Here is a 20,490-nt window from a genome sequence, read left to right as displayed (position 1 = left end):
CGATCTCGGGTCGCTACGGTTTGTGGTGTGACTTACCGTTCTGGCGCGAACCCCTCGGGTTCGAGCGTTCCCGGGACACGACCGCCCGGACGGAGTGCGTTGCCCAGCTCCGGTCGTCTCGGTCTGCTGGACAAGGGCGCCGCCGACGACCTGGCCGGATTGGGTTGGAACGACAGTGCTTCGGTAGATGTTCTGTGGTCGCTGTCGCGCGCACCCGACGCCGACCTCGCTTTGAGGACGCTGACCCGCCTGCGGGCGACTGTCGGCGACGAGTGGCCGGCGCTCGACGAGGCGATCCGCAGCAACAAGGGTTTCCGTGGTCGCCTGTTCGCGCTGATCGGGTCGTCGGACGCGCTCGCCGATCATCTGGTCGCCGAACCCGACAGCTGGCACCTCCTACTCGCCGACGAACTGCCGGACCGGGCCGAGGTGGACCGCCTGATGCTCGCTGCGGTTGACGCGACACCCGAGCCCGGGGAGATCGAGAAGGGCAACCGGGTCTACCGGGCGGGGTTCGCCGGGCCGAAGTCGGTGGTCGCGTTGCGGCTCGCCTATCGCAATCTCGTGATGCAACTCGCGGCGCACGACGTGGCGTCCACCGTCGAGGATCTGCCGGTGATGTGGTTCCCCGAAGTGGGCGCCTACCTGGCCGATCTGGCCGACGCGGCGCTGACCGCCGCACTGGCGGTGGCCTACCGCGAGGTGTACGGCGACAAGCCGATCGGCGTGCGGCTGGCCGTGATCGCCATGGGCAAATGCGGTGCGCGTGAACTGAACTACGTCAGCGACGTGGACGTCATCTTCGTCAGTGACCCCGCCGACGGCACGGCCGCCCGGATCGCGGGCGAGATGATGCGCGTCGGCTCGCTGGCCTTCTTCGAGGTCGACGCTGCACTTCGACCGGAGGGCAAGGCCGGTGCCCTCACCAGGACCCTCGACTCCCACGTCGCCTACTACAACCGGTGGGCCAAGACCTGGGAATTCCAGGCGCTGTTGAAGTCCCGCGCGATGACCGGCGACATGGAACTCGCCAACGACTACATCGCCGCGGTCAAACCGATGGTGTGGCGGGCGGCCGACCGAGAGGACTTCGTGCCCGAGGTGCAGGCGATGCGGCGGCGCGTCGAGTCCCTCGTCCCGGAGGATCTGCGCGCCCGCAACCTCAAGCTGGGCAGCGGCAGCCTTCGCGACGTCGAATTCGCGGTCCAGCTGCTGCAGATGGTGCACGGACGAGTCGACGAGGACCTGCGGGTGATGGCGACCGTCGACGCGCTCGCCGCGCTCACCTCGGGTGGTTATGTCGGGCGCGACGACGGCGCGAATCTCAGTGCGTCGTACCAATTCTTACGGCTGCTCGAGCATCGGCTGCAGTTGCAGAAGATGTCGCGCACCCACCTCCTGCCGGAGTTCGACGACGACGAGAACATGCGCTGGCTCGCGCGCGCCGCCCACATTCGACGCGAAGGTGACCTCGACGCGACCGGCGTGCTGCGCGAGCAGATCCGGCATCAGAGTCTCCGGGTGCGCCGACTCCACGAAAAGCTGTTCTACCGACCGCTGTTGGAAGCCGTCACCCAGTTCAAGACCGAGGAACTGACACTGTCGGACGCGTCGGCCGAGCGGCGCCTCGCGGCCTTGGGCTACGCGAAGCCCGACCGCGCGATGAGTCACATCCGGGCCCTGTCCAACGCGCCCGGCCGCCGCGGTCAGATCCAGCTCCTGATCCTGCCGCAGCTGCTCGAAACAATCAGCCGGACACCCGATCCCGACGCCGGTCTGCTCAATTACCGGCGACTGTGCGACGTCATGGACGATGCCGACTGGTTTCTCCGTCTCCTGCGCGACGACGGGGTGGTGGCCCAGCGGCTGATGAAGGTGCTCGGGACATCGGAGTTCATCGCGAACATGCTGATGCGTTCGCCCGAGGTGATCCACCTGTACTCGGACGGACCCGACGGACCCAAGCTGTGCGAGGTTCGGCCACAGGACGTGGCCAAGGGACTCATCGCCTCGACGGTGCGTCAGCCCGACCTGAAACGTTCTGTGGCGGCGGCACGTTCGCACCGGCGGGCCGAGTTGGTGCGGGTCGCGTCGGCGGACGTGCTGGGTCTGATGGATGTCCCGGCCGTGTGTGCCGCGTTGTCGAGTGTGTGGGCGGCCGTGCTCAACGCGGCACTCACGGTGGTCATCAACGACTCCGAGAAGCAACGCGGGGAACCCGCACCGGCCCGGATCGCAGTCATCGGGATGGGCCGCCTCGGTGGTGGCGAACTGGGCTACGGATCGGACGCCGACGTCCTGTTCGTCTGCCAGCCCAACCCCGGTGCCGACGAAGCCGCGGCCGTGCGATGGTCGCAGACGATCGCCGAGCACGTCCGGACGATGCTGGGTTCGCCCAGCGACGACCCGCCGCTCGAGGTCGACACCGGACTGCGGCCGGAAGGTCGCAACGGTCCGGTCGTTCGCACCCTGGCGGCGTATGCGGCCTACTACGACCAGTGGGCGCAGCCATGGGAGATCCAGGCGCTGCTGCGTGCGCATCAGGTGGCCGGCGACGACGATCTCGGCGTCGACTTCCTGCACATGGCCGATCGCATTCGCTATCCCGCCGGCGGGGTGTCGAGCGCGGCGGTCAAGGAGATTCGCCGCATCAAGGCGCGCGTCGACGCCGAGCGGCTGCCGCGCGGTGCCGACCCGGCGACGCACACCAAACTCGGTCGCGGCGGCCTCGCTGACATCGAGTGGACCGTCCAACTCCTGCAACTGCGGTATGCGCACCGCTACCGCACGCTGCACAACACCTCGACGTTGCAGTCGCTGGACGCGATCGGCGGTGCAGAACTGCTGGCCGAGACCGACGTCGCGCTGCTGAAGAACGCGTGGATCACCGCGACCAAGGCACGTAACGCGCTGGTCCTGGTGCGGGGCAAACCCGTCGACCAATTGCCGGGACCGGGGCGAGCGTTGCGGCAGATCGCGTATGCGGCCGGGTGGCCGCAAGACCAGGCCGCAGAGTTCCTGGAGAACTACCTACGCGTCACCCGCCGCGCAAAGGCCGTGGTGCTCAAGGTTTTCGGGGCTTGATGCGCAAGTACATCGCCGCGGCCCTGCTGGTGGTCGGCTGGGTGTTGCTCGCCGTGGTCTGCGTCGCGGTCTGGTTGCACTACTACCCGGTGCGCAGCGGGTTCACCATCCGGATGACCAGCCGCGTGCCGTTGGCGGTGGTGCCGGCGGCCGGTGCACTACTCATCTTCGTACTGCTGCGGCGCTGGTTCATGCTCGGGTTCGCGGTGATCGCGACGGTCGCCCTGGTCTGGACCCAGTTGCCCCTGTGGATCGGGGAGAATCCGCCGCCGGGCGAACGGTTCACCGTGGTGACCGCGAATCTGCGTCTGGGACAGGCGGATCTCGACACGCTGGCCGATCTGGTGGAGCGGTCCGACGCCGATCTGTTGTCGATGCAGGAGGTGACGCCGGAGGCGCTCGCGCGGATTCGCACGAGTTCGATCGCGCGGGAACTGCCGCACGAGTTCGCGATTCCGGTGCCGCAGTCGGGCGGAACCGCGCTGTTCAGCAAGCGGCCGCTCGTCGATCCCGCGCCGGTTCCGAACACCGCCGACCGAAACCTCAGCGCGCGGACCGACCTTCCCGGTGCTCCCGGTGCGCGGGTGCTGGCAATCCACCCGAGGGCTCCGCTCGGCGGTCAGATCGACAGTTGGCAGCGTGACCTCTCGACGATCGGGGCCTATTTGCGGGCCCTGCCCGACGAGCGGGTGGTCGCGGCCGGCGATTTCAACTCGACGTGGGACAGCCCGCGGTTCCGTGACCTGCTCACCGAGGGCTACGCCGATTCCGTGGAACAGGTCGGTGGCGGCTTCCTACCGACGTTCCCGGCCAATCGCGGAGTGCACCCGTGGATCACCCTCGATCATGTGGTCACGCGCGGTTTTGCTGCGGCGAGTGTGAACACCTACGACATCCCGGGTTCCGATCATCGTGCCGTGGTGGTATCACTGGTGGCATCATGACGACTTCGCCGGACACCGCATCCCCTGTTGCCGACAGCCGGCCCATCTCGGCGCGGCTGCGTGCGGCCACCGCCGTCGCACACGAGCGCGCCGAGAGCGCGACCTTTGTCGACGACCTGATGTCCGGCCGCCTCGACGCCGGCCAGTACACCAGCCTTGCCGCGCAGCTGTACTTCGTCTACCGCGCCCTCGAACAGGTCGGTGACGACTTGTCCGACGACCCGGTGGCGGCGGCGGTGCTCGACGACAAGCTGCGTCGGCTGCCACGGCTGCACGCCGATCTCGTGTCGCTCGGGATCGATCCGGCCGGCATCACGCCACTGCCGGCGGTCGCCCGGTACGTCGAGGCGATCGAGGCCACGCGCGACGACGCGGCGCGCTACGTCGCCCACCACTACACCCGCTACCTCGGCGACCTGTCCGGCGGTCAGGTCGTCGCGCATCGCATGCGTCAGCACTACGGCCTCGACGACACAGCGCTGTCGTTCTACGCCTTCGATGGCATCGACAAACTCAAGCGCTACAAGGACTCCTACCGCGACCGGCTCGACGCGTTGCCGCTCGACGACGCCGCCGTCGAGCGCCTCGTGGAGGAAGCGATCTCCGCCTTCGGTCACAACCAGGCGATGTTCGGCGACCTCGACCACGACCGCGCCGCCTGAGTCTCCCCGCGCCCGCCACTACGCTGCCTGAGCCCCCTCCGCTGGAGGGGGGCTTTCGGTTTCACCCTCAGCCGGCGGTCTGCTCCTTCTCCTCGCGGGCGTGCTTGACGCCGGCCTTCGCCAGCAGGAACGGCAGGAGCATGGTGGCGATCGCGGTGACCAGCCACACGATCACGGTGCCCGCGATCCAGGTCGACGCCCCGGTGATGTCGAGGCCGTCGCCGACGAAGTAGGCGATCAGCAGTGCGACGAATGTCGAGACGAGTCCGACCCCGCCGACGAAGGCCTCCGCGTTGTTGCGCACGACCTTGAAGATGAACGGACCGAGGATGAGTTGTGCGGCCGAGAACACGACGACTGCGACCAGGAAGCCACCGGCGTGCAGGTGGAAATCATCGAGTACGGCCGACGCGACGAGTAGGCCTATCGCCGCCGAGACGAGGTAGACGACAGTGCGGATGATGAGTCGGATCATGTACTCATCGTAGGGGTTTGCCGACACCGCAGTGGCTGATCTCCGTACTGCGTGACCGGGTCGTGTCAGTGGTCGAGCAGCGCGGAGAGGCCGTCGACGATCACCGACAATCCGAAGTCCAACTGCTCGGTGAAGAAGTCGGTCTCCTCGTCGCTTGTTATATCGCCGTCCGGCATGTCGGCGAGGGCGGCGGATATGCCCGGGTGGGTGTTGGGGGTTGTCAGGGTGAGGAGCATCGACTCGTAGGGCGGACCGTCGGGGATCGTACCCAGCATCCCCATCTGGCTGGACTGCCGCACGTGCTGGCGGACGAATCCGTCGACGAGTAGCAGCGCGTTCATCTTCTGTTGGCCGCGCAGTGCCGTTCCGTCGAATGTCCGCACGCCGGTGTCGGTCCAGGACAAGGCATTCGGGCCCAAGGGTGGTCGGGGGAGCGGGATCGCGGCGAGCCAGGGGCGTTGTCGCATCCGCTCGGTCACGGCATGCGCCCACGCGGTGATCCGGCCCTGCCAGGTCGCCTCGTCGAGAACGGCCCGGTCTGCGCGGCCGTATGCCTCGTCGACCATCGCGTCGATGATGTCGTCCTTGCTCTCGACGTAGCGGTAGAGCGACATGGTGGTCATACCCAGCGACTGGGCAATCGCCTTCATGGACACCGATTCCCAGCCGCGTTCGTCGGCGATCGCAACGGCTGCGCGGCCGATCTCCCGGATGGACAGGGTTGGTTTGGGCCCGCGGCGCGGTGTGTCGTCGGCTCGGCCCCACAACGCCGCCAGGTACCGAGGTAGCGGGGGGTGTGCGTCTGACGGCGTGGGATCGGTCGGTCGGGGGCTCATGGGCGACATCCTACTTACTGCTTGCGGTGTAAACAGATAGGTTCTAGCATCTGCGTATGCAATAAACAGTCTACTACGTACACAGATGAGGAGTTTGTCATGACCACACGTTCTCCCTGGTGGGGTCTCAGCGCCCTGTGTCTTCCGATGCTCATCGTGTCGATGGACGTCTCGGTGCTGTTCTTCGCGGTTCCCTACATCGCGGCCGACCTCGACCCCACGGCCGACCAGCAGCTCTGGATCTTCGACGTCTACGGATTCGTGCTGGCCGGTCTGTTGCTTACGATGGGTTCGGTGGCCGACCGCATCGGCCACCGAAAGTTACTGATGATCGGCGCCGCGGGATTCGGCGCCGCTTCGGCACTGGCGGCCTTCGCGACGAGCGCGGAGATGCTGATCGGCGCCCGGGCCCTGCTGGCGATCGCCGGGGCGACCCTGATGCCCTCGACGCTGGCGATGATCCGACATCTCTTCGATGATCCTGACGAGCGCCGTAAGGCTATTGCCACGTGGAATGCGGTCCTCGCCGGTGGTGTCGCCCTCGGCCCGATCATCAGCGGCGTGCTGCTCGAACACTTCTGGTGGGGGTCGGTGTTTCTCATCAACATCCCCGTCATGGCGTTGCTTCTCGTCGTGGCGCCGGCGTTGCTGCCCGGGCACACGGCCGTACCAGGCCGACGAGTCGACCTGGTGAGCGCTCTGCTGGCGCTGGCCGCAATCCTGCCGGTGGTCGATGCGATCAAATCGGTTGCCGCGCAGGGATGGTCGGCGTCTCGGCTGATCACGCTCGGTGTCGGCGTCGCGGTCGGCGCGGTATTCGTGTGGCGGCAGCGACGATTGGCGGATCCACTCGTCGACGTTGTTCTGTTGGGGGAGCGCCGGTTTGCGACATCGATGACCGTGAATCTCGTGTGTATGTTCGCGATGCTCGGGAACTCGATCCTGATGACCCAGTATCTGCAGTCGGTGCTCGGCTATTCGCCGTTGCGCGCGGCGTTGTGGAGCCTTGCACCCACGGTGGTGGTGGGCGCGACCGCCCCGTTGGCAGCGGTCGTCGCCAACCGGATCGGTCGTCCGGCCGTGATCGTCACCGGACTACTCGTCGGCGCGTCCGGTTTCGTGGTGCTCGCCGCCATGACGGGCACCGACACACTGCTGCCGGTACTGGCCGGCGCCACGTTGCTGGCTGCCGGAGTGGTCGCGGCAACGTCGATGATCGCCGACTACGTGGTGGGCGTTGCACCCGCCGAGCGGGCCGGCGCCACGTCGGGATTGCTGGAGACCACCAGCGAACTCGGCGGAGCACTCGGCATCGCGGTGCTCGGCAGCATCGTCAATGTGGTGTTCCGGATGGATATCGCCAGTCGGTTCGGGGATGGGGGGCCCGGGACGTTGGCCGGTGCGCTCGCGACCGCGCAACGCCTCCCGATCGAGCGCGCCGATGCGCTCGTCGACGCGGCTCGCAGCGCCTTCGTCGACGGGTTGAGTGCCGCCGCTTGGGCCGGCGCCGCCGTCCTCACGTTCACTGCGATGGTCGCGCTTTGGGGTCTGCGTTCATCGCGGGACCGCGTGCCGGAAAATGATGACGACCTCGCCGTCGGTGGCGACCGTAGCCGGGCGGCGGAGTTCCAGTGACACAACGAGCGCGCCGGCGGTTGTCTTGGTGACGACCGCCGGCGCGCTCGGTGACGTCTGTCAGACGACCTCGACCTTGGAGCCGCGGTGCAGGAGCACCTCGGTTGCGGCGTCGGCGGCGGCTACGAGTTCGACGAGGAACTGATCGTCGTCGCGGCGGGTGGTCGTGCGGACGACCCTGTCGGCACCATCGATGCTGATCCGGTCGCCGGGGGCTAGGTCTTCGACGTATCTCGTGCGGGTCATGTCAAATACGGTAAAACGCCTGGTTGTGAGTCGGCAGGGTATTAAGTCCATTTCGTGTTCGAGATCACGTTGTGACGTGCGTTTCGCCCATGCGGTGGTGTCGGATCCGCCGTCAACCCTGCACGTTGCGTGTGCATGTCGAGACGAGGACCTTCGGCGAGCCGCCCTTGACGTACGAGATGGCCGTGCTGATCGCGCCCTGTCGGGTGGGCGCCCAGCCCCAGCCCCAGTACGAGTTCTCCTGTGACTGTGCGAGTGCCCCGCATGCGTTGCGGAACTCGACGACGGTCGCGCAGGTCGACACGACGCAGTACTTGAGCGCAGCGATGTTCGCTTGACGTTGCGATGCGGCGTCGACGGCGTACCCCCAGTGGCCGGTGTCGCGCGAGATCGCGATGGCGCCGTAGTAGTTCACGGGAACCGGAGTCGTTGTGGTCGTCGTCGTTGTTGTGGTGGTTGTCGTTGTGGTGGTGGTGTCGGGCGACGTGGTCATGCTGGCCCGCGACGACGAGACCGCCGCGGCCGCATGTGTCGAGTTGTCGTCGTCGCTTCGATTCATCAGAATGCCCGCGACCACAGCGATGACGATGACGACCACGGTGGCGATGGCGATCCCGCCGACGATGAGCGCGGTCGATCCGCTCTTCTTGGGCGGCCCACTCTGGGGAGCGACCGGCCAGGCCGGTCCGCTGGGCGGCCACCCAGGTCCACTCGGTGGCTGGTTCGGCGGGCCGTACGCACCGTAGGGGTTTACGCCCGGGAACTGCTGTGTGTGATGCGGCGGATTCTGATGCTGCGGGTTTTGATGCTGTGGGTTTTGATGCTGTGGTTTCTGATGCTGTGGGTTCTGATGCTGGGCCGGGCGACCCTGATTCGGCGGAACACCACCCACGGGCCACTGCGCCGTCGGGTCGTAGGCACCGGGTGCACCGGGCTGTCGGCCGTGCGGATTGCGTGGGTCGTACGGGTTGGTCACCGGGTGAGTGTGCCACGTCGGGTTTCTCGGGCACATGTCGAGTGGCCCCGGCGAATCCCCCCGCAAATGACAAGTCCACCCGCCCGGCGGACCGGATGGGTGGACTTGTCAGAAGAGACGATCAGACGTCGCCTCGTCGGAGACGATCAGACGTCGCCTCGTCGGAGACGATCAGACGTCGCCTCGTCGGAGACGATCAGACGTCGTAGTACAGAGCGAACTCGTACGGGTGCGGACGGATCTGCACCGGCTCGATCTCGTTCTCACGCTTCAGCGCGATCCAGGTCTCGATGAGGTCCTCGGTGAACACGCCACCGGCGGTGAGGTATTCGTGGTCCTCTTCGAGCTTGTCGATGACCGCGGCGAGCGACGTCGGGGCCTGCGGGATGCCCTTGGCCTCCTCCGGCGGGAGCTCGTAGAGGTCCTTGTCGACGGGCTCGTGCGGCTCGATCTTGTTCTTGATGCCGTCGAGGCCGGCCATCATCATGGCCGCGAACGCGAGGTACGGGTTGCCCGAGCTGTCCGGGCAACGGAACTCGAGGCGCTTGGCCTTCGGGTTGTTGCCGGTGATCGGGATACGCACGCAGGCGGACCGGTTGCGCTGGCTGTAGACCAGGTTGATCGGGGCCTCGTAGCCGGGCACCAGGCGCTTGTAGGAGTTGATCGTCGGGTTGGTGAACGCCAGCAGCGACGGCGCGTGGTGCAAGATGCCGCCGATGTAGTAGCGCGCCAGATCCGACAGACCCGCGTAGCCGGCCTCGTCGTGGAACAGCGGCTTGCCGTCCTTCCACAGCGACTGGTGGGCGTGCATACCCGAGCCGTTGTCACCGAAGAGTGGCTTCGGCATGAAGGTGACGGTCTTACCGTTCTGGAAGGCGGTGTTCTTGATGATGTACTTGAACAGCAGCACATCGTCGGCTGCGTGGAGCAGCGTGTTGAACTTGTAGTTGATCTCCGCCTGGCCGCCGGTGCCGACTTCGTGGTGGCCACGCTCGAGGATGAAGCCCGCGTTCTGCAGGTTGGTCGACATCTCGTCACGCAGATCCACGTAGTGGTCGTACGGTGCGACGGGGAAGTAGCCGCCCTTGGGGCGGACCTTGTAGCCGAGGTTCGGGCTGCCGTCCGGGTCGGTCGGGGACGCGGTGTTCCACCAGCCCGACTCCGACTCGATCTCGTAGAAGGTGCCGTTCATCTCGGAGCCGAAGGACACCGAGTCGAAGATGTAGAACTCGGCCTCGGCGCCGAAGAAGCAGGTGTCGGCGATTCCGGTGGAGGCGAGGTAGTCCTCGGCCTTGCGGGCCACGTTGCGCGGGTCACGGCTGTAGGCCTCGCGGGTGAACGGGTCGTGGACGAAGAAGCTGATGTTCATCGTCTTGGCCTTGCGGAAGGGATCGATCCGCGCGGTTGCCGGGTCGGGCAGCAGCATCATGTCCGACTCGTCGATCGACTGGAAGCCGCGGACGGACGAGCCGTCGAAGGCGAGCCCTTCTTCGAAGACGTCCTCGTTGAATGCCGACGCCGGGATCGAGAAGTGCTGCATGACACCGGGCAGATCGCAGAAACGGATGTCGACGTACTCGACACCTTCCTTCTTGATGCCCTCGAGTAGTTCTTCTTTACTGCTGTACACCGTGCGGTGACTCCTTCGTGATCGGGTGGTCAGTGGTGCTGACACGCCTCATCCGCCACCGAGACACAGCAGCGGATCTCAGCCTGAACCGTATGGAGGCGACGTTGCCCATGGGTCAAGGGAGTGTTTCTCCTGTGTTACGTGGACGGTCTGTTTGACGCACTACAACGCTAGCCGTCGTGCGGTCCAACCCTATGCCTTCCGATCCCCGCGTCCGGCGTGAACCTCGCTTTCGGAGCGGGATTACCATGGTGAACAGTTGGCGGTGAACAGTCGGCGAAGGAGATTGCAGTGGGACGGACCACCGGATCGTGGTTGTCGGGACCTCAGATCGGCCCCGCCGCCGGTGTCGACAACGAGTACCGCGGACAAGATCTCGGGCTGCCCGAAACGGGTCCCGGGTCATTGGCGAGCGGCTGGCCGCGCGTGGCGGCACTGCTCGTGGACTGGCTGTTGGCCGGCGGCATCTCGTTGCTGTTCGTGCGATTCGGCTCGCCCAACATGGGCACCGCGATCCTCGGCGTGTGGTTCGTGATCGGCGTACTCGCCGTGACGCTCTTCGGTTTCACCCCGGGCCAGTTCGCGATCGGACTGCGGGTGGCCCGTGTCGACCACGGACCGGAGCGCGCGTCGGCGGAGGCGGCCGGCGAGGCGCAGCCAGCGGCGGTCGGAATCATCCGGGCGGTCGCTCGACAGCTGCTCATCGTGTTCCTGGTGCCCGCACTCATCAACGACTACAACGGACGCGCCCTGCACGACCGGGCCACCGGCACCGCGATGGTGCGCACTCGCTGATCTGATCCGACGAGCACAGCTATTGTCCTCCTGAACTGCGGAAATCTGTGCGTGGGAGCCCTGCAGAGTGCACCTGTCGGGCTGGGGCGTACAGACATCCGACGGGTGGCGGCATCATCCCTTGGCCTGACCGGGTCGCCGCTGGAGTTGGCATCTGAAACGGTCGCCGTGACGTGCCTGGGAGGGCAACCTTGCATCGGTGGCACCTGAGGAGGACCGCTTCAGACGGCGCGGCTCTTCCCATCTTCACGATCGCCGACGACGTCGGCGGGTGGGTCGCTGACTCGAAGAGTTTGGGTGACCAGCCTTCCGACCTGGGGAAACACGATGGCGTCCTGCCCGAAAAATCTAGGGGAAGAAGTTTCTTCCCCGAGGTTCACAGTCGTCCCCCACAAATTTCTGGGGGAGGACACCAAGGGTCGGGGACGAAGTTTCTTCCCCGACTTTTTGTGGGCGCATGTTCCTGGCGTCGCCGTCGGAGGAACGCGGCGACCGGCGATCGGTGACTGAGATCGGGCCCGTCAGCGTCCGCTTCCGGGATATACCCGGAGGACCACCGTCAGGGGCCCGATCCTGGCCACCGGCCCAACCGCCAACCCTTCCCGCCTCCACGCGAGTTGGTCGCCGACTCGTCAGGTTGGCCTGCTCGATCAGACCAGGCGCGGGAGGCGGTCAGCTCCGGCGACGCGCGGTGCGCTGCATGCTGCGCATCTTCGCATTCGCCGGGAGCGGGCCCTTCGGCATGCCGGGGCCGGGTGCCTTGGAGCCGAGAGCAGACAGTCGTCCCTCGAGGGTGTCCATCCGCTTGCCGTCGATGTTCTTGGGCAGCTTGTTGATGTGGCGTTCGAGCTTGGAGAGCGGCACCTGCCCGTCGTCGTTGCCGACGACGATCTCGTAGATCGGGGTGTCGCCGACCACGCGCGCAGCCTTCTTCTTCTCCTGCGCGAGAAGGGACTTGACGCGGGCGGGGGAGCCCTCGGCGACGAGGATCACGCCCGGCTTGCCGATGACGCGGTGCACGGCGTCGAGGTGGGAGGTCCCGGAGACCGCCTGCTGAACACGCCACTGACCGCGCATGTTGCCCAACGCCCACCCCGCGGCACCGGGCTGGCCCTCGGCCTTGGAGTAGACGCTGCGCTGCACTCGGCGGCCGAACAGGATGAACGCGGCCAGCAGACCGAGCACCACGCCCAGCGGCACGAACAGCCATACGGTCCCGAAGACGAAGCCCAGCGCCACGAACACTGCGACGATCAGCACGAACAGACCGATCATGTACGGCAGAAGGCGCTTGTCCTCCTTGCGCTGCATCTGGAACGCCTGCCACAGCTGCTGGCGCCGTTCCTTCGATGCCTTCTTGCGGGCCTGTTTGGCCGCGGCCTTTGCCTCTTTGTCCTTGGACTGCGCCTTTGCCATGCACTCCAGCTTACGTCCGGCCGCCACCCCGGTCGGACACAGGTTGGACCTTCCCGCCGGCTGAGGTCAGCGAGCCAGCCGCGCCATCAGGCTCGAGGCCTCTTGGCTGGCCGAACCCTCCTCGGCGAGATGTGCCATCGCCGGTGCGAGGGGCCGTCCGTGGCGGGCCATGGCCTGTGCGTAGAGGCGGCCCGCGCGATACGACGAGCGAACCAGCGGACCGGCCATCACGCCGGCGAACCCGATCTCGGTCGCGAACTCGGAGTGATCGACGAACTCCTCCGGCTTCACCCAACGTTCCACCGGATGGTGACGCGCCGACGGCCGCAGGTACTGGGTGATGGTGAGGATGTCGCAGCCCGCCTCGTGCAGGTCGATGATGGCCGACTGCACCTCACGCGGCGTCTCGCCCATGCCCAGGATCAGGTTGGACTTGGTCACGAGGCCGAAGTCGCGGGCGGCGGTGATGACCTCCAGCGAACGCTCGTAGCGGAACGCCGGCCGGATGCGCTTGAAGATACGCGGCACGGTTTCGAGGTTGTGCGCGAGCACCTCGGGGCGGGCGTCGAAGACCTCGTCGAGCAGGTCGGGCTTGGCGTGGAAGTCGGGGATCAGGTTCTCCACACCGGTGCCGGGGTTCAGCCGATGGATCGCGCGCACGGTCTCGGCGTAGAGCCAGGCGCCCTCGTCGGGGAGGTCGTCGCGGGCGACGCCGGTGATCGTCGAATAGCGCAGTCCCATGGCCTGCACGCTCTCCGCGACGCGGCGCGGTTCGTCACGATCGAGCGGTGCCGGCTTTCCGGTGTCGATCTGGCAGAAGTCGCAGCGTCGAGTGCACTGTTCGCCGCCGATGAGGAAGGTGGCCTCGCGGTCTTCCCAGCATTCGTAGATGTTGGGGCAGCCGGCTTCCTCGCACACGGTGTGCAGGCCTTCGCGTTTGACCAGGCCCTTGAGTTCGGTGAACTCCGGTCCCATCGTCGCGCGGGTGCGAATCCACTCGGGTTTGCGTTCGATGGGCGTCTGCGCGTTGCGGACCTCGAGGCGCAGGAGCTTGCGGCCGTCAGGGGCTGTGGGGGACGCGGTCACCGTGCCGATCCTACGCTCGTGTGGGTCACCGCATCGGGTGCGGAGTTCTCGGGGAGCGTGCCGTCGAGGGCGGCGCTCACCGCCTCGGCGACGACGTCGAGCACGTCGGCGACCGCGACCGTCCGTCCGGTCTCCAGACTCAGCGACGTGACGTCGGCATCGGCGATTCCGCACGGGACGATCGCCTCGAAGGCGCTCATGTCGGGGTTGACGTTGAGTGCAAAGCCATGCAGCGCAACGCCTTTGGCCACCCGGATGCCGATCTGCCCGAGTTTGCGTGCGGGTTGCGCCGGCACCCACACCCCGGACCTGCCGTCGACGCGGCCGGTGCTCACACCCAGCGTCGCGCATACCGCGATCAACGCGGCCTCGAGGCGTCGGACGTAGTCGACGACGTCGAGCGGTTCGCCGAGCTTGACGATGGGGTAGCCCACCAGCTGTCCGGGACCATGCCAGGTGATCCGACCACCGCGGTCGACGTCGATCACGAGTGAACCGTCGGAGGGACGGTCGGCCTCCTCGGTGCGTTTGCCCGCGGTGTAGGTCGACGGATGCTCGAGCAGCAGCAGGACATCGTGATCGAGCGCACCGCTCGCGCGCTCGTCGGCGAGGCGATGCTGGAGCTCGTAGGTGTCGCGGTAGTCGACCGTGCCGAGATACCGGACCTCGATGGGTGCGGCGTCGGCGCGCACCGACCGTCGGCTCCCGGTCACCGCGCTGGTGGTCACGCGGTCAGGCACGGGTGTACTCCAGTGCCGTGTCGATGTCGGGGTGGTCGAAGGTGAAGTCGTTGTCGGTGAGCACAGCCGGTACAACGCGCTGACTGATCAGAATCATTTCCTCGGCCATCTCACCACCGGCGACGCGGGCCAGGAAACCGGGCACCGGCAGGATCGCGGGCCGGTGCACAGCGTGCCCCAGGGCGGAGACGAAAGTGCCGAACGGCACCGGCTCGGGAGCGCTCAGGTTCACCGGACCGCTGATCGAGGAATCGAGCACGAACTCGATCGCCCGGAGCTCGTCGACCAGGCTGATCCACGAGAAGTACTGCTTGCCGTCGCCGATCGGACCGCCCAATCCCAGCTTGAAGATCGGACGCAGCTTCGCGAGCATGCCGCCCTTCGGGCTGAGCACCGGCGCGGTCCGTAGGAGCACGACTCGGGTGTCGGGTCCCGCGTTCTCGGTCGCCGCGCGTTCCCAGTCGGTCACCAGATCGGCGAGGAATCCTTCTCCGGCCGAATCGGTTTCGGTCGCCTCGTGGCTGCCGGTGTCGCCGTAGAAGCCGGTGGCGCTGGCGCTGACAAAGGTGGGGACACCGGCGTCGCGGACGGCTTCGGCAAGGACTTCGGTCGGCGTGATCCGGGAGTCACGCAGTTCCTGTTTGAACCGTCCGGTCCAGCGCTGGTTGCCGATACCCACGCCACCGAGGCTGACGACCGCGTCGACACCGGCCAGGCTCTCCTCCGGTACCCCGAAAGTCTCTGGTTCCCAGCTGAACTCGTCGTCGGACAGCGCTTCGCGGCGGACCAGACGGACAACCGTGTGGCCCGCCGCGCGCAACGAGGTGACCAGGGCCGAACCGATCAGCCCTTGTGAGCCGGCTACGGCTACTCGCATCTACAGCCCGAGGTCGGCGGCGAAGGCCGCACCCTCCAGGCGCTTCTTCACAGTGGTGAGGAAACGACCGGCATCGGCGCCGTCGATGAGTCGGTGGTCGTAGGTGAGCGGCAGGAACGACATCGACCGCACCGCGATCGACTCCGAACCGTCGTCGCCGGTGATCACGACCGGACGCTTGACGATGGCACCAGTGCCGAGCATCGCCGCCTGCGGCGGTACCAGGATCGGGGTGTCGAACAACGCACCCTGGCTGCCGATGTTGGTGATGGTGAACGTGCCACCCGCCAGCTCGTCGGGCTTGAGTCCGCCTGCACCCTTGCGTGCACGGGCCGCGATGTCGGCGATCGCACGCGCCAAGCCGGCGATCGACAGGTCGTCGGCGTTGTGGATGACCGGTGAGAGCAGCCCCTGCTCGGTGTCGACGGCGATGCCGAGATGCACCTTGTCGTAGTAGGTGATCTCCTTCTTGTCCTCGTCGATCGACGCGTTGACGTTGGGGTGCGCCTTCAGTGCCTCGACCACGGCCTTGGCGATGAACGGCAGGAACGTCAGGTTCACACCCTCGGAAGCCTTGAAGGATTCCTTGGCCGCCTTGCGCAGTCCGACGATCTTGGTCATGTCGACCTCGAACACCTGGGTGAGCTGCGCACTGGTCTGTAGCGACTCGCGCGTCTTCTTCGCGGTGATCTGCCGGATGCGGTTGATCTTCTGGGTGGTCCCACGCAGGGCGGCCAGCTCCGGCTTGATCTCCGGTGCCGACGACGTGCCGCCCGATGCCGCGGGGGCGCTCGGAGCCGACGCAGAGGGAGCCGACGCGGCGGGAGCCGGTGCCGACGGAGCAGGCTCGGGTTCGGGAGCCTTCTTGGCCTCGGCGGCGGCGAGGACGTCCTGCTTACGGATTCGACCGCCCACCCCGGTGCCCTTGACCGAGTCGAGATCGATGTCGTTCTCCGCGGCCAGCTTGCGCACCAGCGGTGTCACGTACGGGGTCGATTCGACGGTCGGCGGATCCTCGGAAGTGCTTGCGCTCTCGGCCTTCTCGGCCTTCGCCGGTTCGGGCTCAGGCTCGGGTTCTGGCTCTGGTTCTGGTTCGGGTTCCGGCTCAGGTTCGGCCTCGGCCCCTTCCGGCTCGGGCTCCGGTTCCGGCTCGGACTTGGCCGCCGACGCGTCGCCGATGACCGCGAGCTTGCCGCCGACCTCGACGACGTCGTCCTCTTCGGCGACGATCTCGAGCAGCGTGCCGGCGACCGGGGACGGGATCTCGGTGTCGACCTTGTCGGTGGACACCTCGAGCAGCGGTTCGTCGGCGGCGACCTCGTCGCCTACCGACTTGAGCCAGTTGGTGACGGTGCCCTCGGTGACCGACTCGCCGAGTTCGGGCATCAGCACGTCGGTGCCCTCGCCCGAACTCGAACCGGTGTCGGCCTTCGGTTTGGGAGCAGGCTCGTCGGTGTTGGTGGACGGTGCCTCGGCGGACTTCTCGGCCGGTTCTTCGTCGGATGCGTCCTCGGGCTCTGGTTCCGGCTCGGATTCGGCCTCTGCCGACGAGTCGTCACCGGAGTCGCCTGCCTCATCGCCATCGCCGATCAGCGCGAGCTCTCCGCCGACCTCCACGACGTCGTCCTCGGCGGCGATGATCTTGGTCAGCACGCCCGACGTCGGGGCCGGGATCTCGGTGTCCACCTTGTCCGTGGACACCTCGAGCAACGGCTCATCCGCCTCGACGGTGTCGCCCTCCTCCTTCAGCCACCGGGTCACTGTTCCCTCAGTGACGCTTTCACCGAGGGCGGGCATCTGGACGGAGAAGGCCATCGTTGTTGACTCCTGAACTCGACACGGTTGTCTGTGCTGTTGTGGTGGCCGACGGTGTGTGCGCCGTCGGGACACGGGGCTGGTGGCGGGTCAGCGCTCACCCTCGGCTAACCCTACCCGTCGCGGCCCGCCCTGACTCGGTTCGGCTCGTAATCCCATTCGCGGCGTGACGGTCCCGGCGAGACACCGATGGAACTCGGCCCGCTCGCTTCGCTCCCGGCGCCGGTGGAACTCGGCCCGCTCGCTTCGCTCCCGGCGCCGGCGGATTCGGGTGCGGCCGGCGGGCGGGTGCAGTCGCAGGTCAGCCGTTGCTGCTGATGTCCTCGAGGACGGCCGCGATGGTCCGGACCGGCACGCCGGTCCCACCTTTCGGCGTGTAGCCCCAGGGGCCGCCGGTGTTGAATGCGGGGCCGGCGATGTCGATGTGCGCCCACGCCACGTTCTCGGGCACGAACTCCTTGAGGAACAGTCCGGCGGCGAGCATCCCGCCCCATCGGTGCGGGGTGACGTTGGCCAGATCGGCGACGCGGGATTTGAGGTCGCCGCGAAGCTCGGCGGGCAGCGGCATCGCCCACGCGTTCTCGCCGACGTCGGCCGAACGCGCCGCCACCCGGTCGCGGAACTCCTCGGTGCCCATGACACCCGGCGTGCGTGTCCCCAGCGCGACCATTTGCGCGCCGGTCAGGGTTGCGGTGTCGATCAGATAGTCGGGGTCGTCCTCACAGGCGCGCACGATCGCGTCGGCCAGGACGAGACGTCCCTCGGCGTCGGTGTTGAGCACCTCGACCGTCCGCCCGCCGTATTGGGTCAGCACGTCGCCCGGCCGTTGGGCAGTGCCCGACGGCATGTTCTCGGCCATCGGCACGGTCGCCGTGACGGACACGTCGAGGTCGAGTCGGGCGGCGAGGATCGTCGCGGCGATGACCGCGGCCGCTCCGCCCATGTCGGAGGTCATCTGATCCATGTTCGCGGCCGGCTTGATCGAGATGCCGCCGGTGTCGAAGGTGATGCCCTTGCCGACGAGCGCCACCTTCTTGGCCGACTTCTTTCCGGCATGCGTCAATCGCACGAGACGAGGCAGGCGCGAGGAACCCTTGCCGACGCCGATGATCCCGCCGTAACCCTGTGCGTCGAGTTCGGTGTCGTCGAGGATCTCGACGGTGAGACCGGCCTTGGCGCCCAACGTCCGGGCCCGAGCGGCGAACTCTTCGGGATAGAGGTGGCTCGGTGGGGTGTTGACGAAGTCGCGGGCGATGGCGACGCAGTCGGCGATCGTTGCCGCCCGATCGAGTTCTGTCTTGGCTTCTTTCGTCTTGGCGTCGACGATCAGCGTGATCTGTCCCGGCAGGGACTTCTTGGGTTTCGTCTTGTCCGACCGGAATTCGTCGAACCGATAGGCGCCCAGGAAGAGGCCCTCGGCGGCGGCAGGCAGGTTCACCGTCGACAGCGTCGTGGCGGCCGAAGCGACCCCTTCGAGTGACCGGACCGCGACACCCGCCGCCTGGCGGATCTTGTCGGCGGACTCTGCGTCGGCGGTGTCGCCGAGGCCGACCGCGACCACGATGTCGACCGGCAGCGATGCCGGTGCGGCGATCTTGGTGACCTCGCCGTGTGAACCCGTGGCGCCCAGGGCCGTCAGCGCGGCGGAGATCTCGCCGGCCTGTGCATCGTCGAGCAGTTCTTCGGCGATGACCAGCGTGGGTTCGGCGTCGTCCTCGGAAGACGGCGCGCTGATCAGGCCGATGACGAGTGCGGTGTCGTCCTTGGCGATCGAGGTGGACAGGTCCAGTTCGGGGCCGCGGGTGCGGTCGACAGTGTCGTTCTTGCTCACCCGCTCAACTCTGCCACAGGGGTCGGACGCGTGGACGACACCGCAATGTGGCGGGACCGGTTGTCGTCGGGCGATCACTAAGGTGGACGTTTCACGGCCGGGCACAGAAAGCGGGGGACACATGACGGCGACACGAGAACGCGCCAGCAGGCGGCGCCGGTCGACCGTCGCCGTGATTGTCGCCACCCTGTCGGTCGTCGCCGCCGTCGGTGTGATCACGGTCAGCACAGTTGCCGACCGGCTGCCGGGTCTGTCGTCGATCCTGCCGGGGGCGCGTCCCGACTTCCCGGCCATCGATCCGACGCTCTCACCCGTCCGGGCGCGCATCGTCACCGTGGTCGGCGAACAGTACCGCCGCAATCCGGCGGGCACCACGTACTCCGACGGTGTGCGAGAGCCATGGTGCGCCGACTTCGTGAGTTGGACGATGCGCGAAGCCGGTGTGCCGCTGAGTAATCCGAACTCGGGGTCGTGGCGCATCCCAGGTGTCCTGACGCTCACCGCCCATCTGTCCGACACCGGTCGTCTGCGCCCGCCCGGACACCGCCCGACTCCCGGCGACATCGTGCTCTACGACAAGCCGAGCCCGATGGGGCAGCACACCAACATCGTGGTTCGCGTCGACGGCGACGAGATCACCACGGTCGGCGGCAACGAGAGCGGCGGTGTCACGCTGCGCTCGTACCAACTCAGGAGTGATCCGGGTATTCGGGGTTACGGCGTCCCGGGGCGTTAAGTTGAGCACCATGAGTCAACTGCTTGCCGGTCCCATCGCCGATCGTCACGTCGCGCTCGGTGCCACCTTCGCCGAGTTCGGTGGTTGGAACATGCCGGTGTCGTACGCCGGCACGGTCGCCGAACACAACGCGGTGCGGGAGAAGATCGGCGTCTTCGACGTCAGCCATCTCGGCAAGGCGCTGGTCTCCGGACCGGGCGCTGCCGACTTCGTGAACTCGGCGCTGACCAACGACCTGGCCAAGATCGGCCCGGGTAAAGCCCAATACACGCTGTGCTGCAACGAGTCCGGCGGCGTCGTCGATGATCTGATCGCTTACCTCGTATCGGGCGACGAGGTGTTCTTGATCCCCAATGCCGCCAACACGGCGTCCGTCGTCGAACTGCTCCGGGTGGCCGCGCCGCAGGGTGTGGAGATCACCGACCGCCACCGTGAGTTTGCCGTGTTCGCGGTGCAGGGCCCGCGCAGCCCGGAACTGCTGGCGGGACTGGGTCTGCCCGCCGACATGGAGTACATGGCGTTTGTCGACGCCGACCTCAACACCGGCGACGGCAGGTTTCCCGTGCGCGTCTGCCGCACCGGGTACACCGGTGAACGCGGTTACGAGATCCTCCCGCGCTGGGACGACGCCGGACCGGTGTTCGACACCCTGCTCGACGGCGTCCGCGCCCTCGGCGGCCAGGCTGCGGGCCTGGGCGCGCGTGAC

General features: G+C 67.1%; 18 protein-coding genes and 1 pseudogene. 8 read left to right on the top strand and 11 right to left on the bottom strand.

Translation table 11 applies throughout. The features are described from left to right. Window positions 1-27: 27 nt before the first annotated feature. From ABZW74_RS17180 to ABZW74_RS17170, 3 genes are read left to right on the top strand one after another with little or no spacing between them, the layout of a single operon-like run. Window positions 28-3,084, top strand: coding sequence for a bifunctional [glutamine synthetase] adenylyltransferase/[glutamine synthetase]-adenylyl-L-tyrosine phosphorylase (locus tag ABZW74_RS17180; protein WP_355277832.1), 3,057 nt, complete (start codon window positions 28-30; stop codon window positions 3,082-3,084). Further along, on the top strand, window positions 3,084-4,028 hold the full coding sequence (locus ABZW74_RS17175) for an endonuclease/exonuclease/phosphatase family protein (protein ID WP_355277829.1): 945 nt from the start codon (window positions 3,084-3,086) through the stop codon (window positions 4,026-4,028). The genes ABZW74_RS17180 and ABZW74_RS17175 overlap by 1 nt, the downstream gene beginning before the upstream one ends. After that, window positions 4,025-4,690: a biliverdin-producing heme oxygenase gene (locus ABZW74_RS17170; RefSeq protein ID WP_240860486.1), complete on the top strand. Its 666-nt coding sequence runs from the start codon at window positions 4,025-4,027 to the stop codon at window positions 4,688-4,690. The genes ABZW74_RS17175 and ABZW74_RS17170 overlap by 4 nt, the downstream gene beginning before the upstream one ends. Window positions 4,691-4,757: 67 nt before the next feature. Here ABZW74_RS17170 and ABZW74_RS17165 read toward each other — a convergent pair whose 3' ends face one another. Beyond that, on the bottom strand, window positions 4,758-5,165 hold the full coding sequence (locus ABZW74_RS17165) for a hypothetical protein (protein WP_355277826.1): 408 nt from the start codon (window positions 5,163-5,165) through the stop codon (window positions 4,758-4,760). Between the two features lie 65 nt (window positions 5,166-5,230). Beyond that, the gene (locus ABZW74_RS17160) at window positions 5,231-6,001 is read right to left on the bottom strand and encodes a TetR/AcrR family transcriptional regulator (RefSeq protein WP_355277824.1); all 771 of its coding nucleotides are present in this window, start codon (window positions 5,999-6,001) and stop codon (window positions 5,231-5,233) included. A 99-nt stretch (window positions 6,002-6,100) separates the two neighbouring features. Here ABZW74_RS17160 and ABZW74_RS17155 point away from each other — a divergent pair, with 99 nt between their 5' ends. Next, window positions 6,101-7,636, top strand: coding sequence for an MFS transporter (locus tag ABZW74_RS17155; protein ID WP_355277822.1), 1,536 nt, complete (start codon window positions 6,101-6,103; stop codon window positions 7,634-7,636). A gap of 60 nt (window positions 7,637-7,696) precedes the next feature. Here the strand turns inward: ABZW74_RS17155 and ABZW74_RS17150 are convergent, their stop codons facing one another. Then, window positions 7,697-7,882, bottom strand: a complete 186-nt coding sequence (locus tag ABZW74_RS17150; RefSeq protein WP_240860492.1) for a hypothetical protein — start codon at window positions 7,880-7,882, stop codon at window positions 7,697-7,699. A 112-nt stretch (window positions 7,883-7,994) separates the two neighbouring features. Next, a complete protein-coding gene (locus ABZW74_RS17145) occupies window positions 7,995-8,441 on the bottom strand; it encodes a DUF4189 domain-containing protein (RefSeq protein ID WP_355277820.1) in 447 nt (148 codons plus the stop codon). Between the two features lie 4 nt (window positions 8,442-8,445). On the opposite strand from ABZW74_RS17145, the gene ABZW74_RS17140 reads away from it, so the two are divergent. Continuing rightward, on the top strand, window positions 8,446-8,628 hold the full coding sequence (locus ABZW74_RS17140; protein WP_355277818.1) for a hypothetical protein: 183 nt from the start codon (window positions 8,446-8,448) through the stop codon (window positions 8,626-8,628). A 426-nt stretch (window positions 8,629-9,054) separates the two neighbouring features. Here ABZW74_RS17140 and glnA read toward each other — a convergent pair whose 3' ends face one another. Continuing rightward, entirely contained in the window at window positions 9,055-10,488 is a 1,434-nt protein-coding gene (glnA, locus tag ABZW74_RS17135) for a type I glutamate--ammonia ligase (RefSeq protein ID WP_240860497.1), read from the bottom strand. A gap of 291 nt (window positions 10,489-10,779) precedes the next feature. Here glnA and ABZW74_RS17130 point away from each other — a divergent pair, with 291 nt between their 5' ends. Then, window positions 10,780-11,283: an RDD family protein gene (locus tag ABZW74_RS17130; RefSeq protein WP_240860499.1), complete on the top strand. Its 504-nt coding sequence runs from the start codon at window positions 10,780-10,782 to the stop codon at window positions 11,281-11,283. Between the two features lie 672 nt (window positions 11,284-11,955). Here the strand turns inward: ABZW74_RS17130 and ABZW74_RS17125 are convergent. The 6 genes from ABZW74_RS17125 to ABZW74_RS17100 all read right to left on the bottom strand — a co-directional run bounded on the left by ABZW74_RS17125 (window position 11,956) and on the right by ABZW74_RS17100 (window position 19,048). Continuing rightward, window positions 11,956-12,699 (bottom strand): DUF4191 domain-containing protein, encoded by a 744-nt coding sequence (locus ABZW74_RS17125; protein ID WP_240860501.1) that lies wholly within the window; start codon window positions 12,697-12,699, stop codon window positions 11,956-11,958. A gap of 66 nt (window positions 12,700-12,765) precedes the next feature. After that, a complete protein-coding gene (gene lipA, locus ABZW74_RS17120) occupies window positions 12,766-13,785 on the bottom strand; it encodes a lipoyl synthase (protein WP_240860504.1) in 1,020 nt (339 codons plus the stop codon). Next, the gene (gene lipB, locus ABZW74_RS17115) at window positions 13,782-14,525 is read right to left on the bottom strand and encodes a lipoyl(octanoyl) transferase LipB (protein ID WP_355277813.1); all 744 of its coding nucleotides are present in this window, start codon (window positions 14,523-14,525) and stop codon (window positions 13,782-13,784) included. The genes lipA and lipB overlap by 4 nt, the downstream gene beginning before the upstream one ends. Next, complete coding sequence (locus ABZW74_RS17110; RefSeq protein ID WP_355277810.1) at window positions 14,518-15,402, bottom strand: TIGR01777 family oxidoreductase; 885 nt, start codon at window positions 15,400-15,402, stop codon at window positions 14,518-14,520. Before ABZW74_RS17110 ends, lipB begins: the two co-directional genes overlap by 8 nt. Next, a complete protein-coding gene (sucB, locus tag ABZW74_RS17105) occupies window positions 15,403-17,217 on the bottom strand; it encodes a 2-oxoglutarate dehydrogenase, E2 component, dihydrolipoamide succinyltransferase (RefSeq protein WP_355277807.1) in 1,815 nt (604 codons plus the stop codon). A gap of 301 nt (window positions 17,218-17,518) precedes the next feature. Then, window positions 17,519-19,048 carry a leucyl aminopeptidase gene (locus ABZW74_RS17100; protein WP_355277805.1) on the bottom strand — a complete coding sequence of 510 codons (1,530 nt, stop codon included), beginning with the start codon at window positions 19,046-19,048 and terminating at the stop codon, window positions 17,519-17,521. 121 nt (window positions 19,049-19,169) lie between these two features. On the opposite strand from ABZW74_RS17100, the gene ABZW74_RS17095 reads away from it, so the two are divergent. Both ABZW74_RS17095 and ABZW74_RS17090 read left to right on the top strand, forming a co-directional pair. Beyond that, window positions 19,170-19,784, top strand: a complete 615-nt coding sequence (locus ABZW74_RS17095) for a CHAP domain-containing protein (RefSeq protein ID WP_240860513.1) — start codon at window positions 19,170-19,172, stop codon at window positions 19,782-19,784. Window positions 19,785-19,794: 10 nt separating this feature from the next. Then, window positions 19,795-20,490 (top strand): annotated as a pseudogene (locus ABZW74_RS17090) (glycine cleavage system protein T); the annotation flags it as partial.

The sequence above is a fragment of the Gordonia sp. NPDC003585 genome (assembly GCF_040610755.1).
In the GTDB taxonomy this organism is placed as follows: Bacteria; Actinomycetota; Actinomycetes; order Mycobacteriales; family Mycobacteriaceae; genus Gordonia.
The sequence above is the reverse complement of the archived record's forward strand: the minus strand, read 5'-3'. Positions and strand labels throughout refer to the sequence as shown.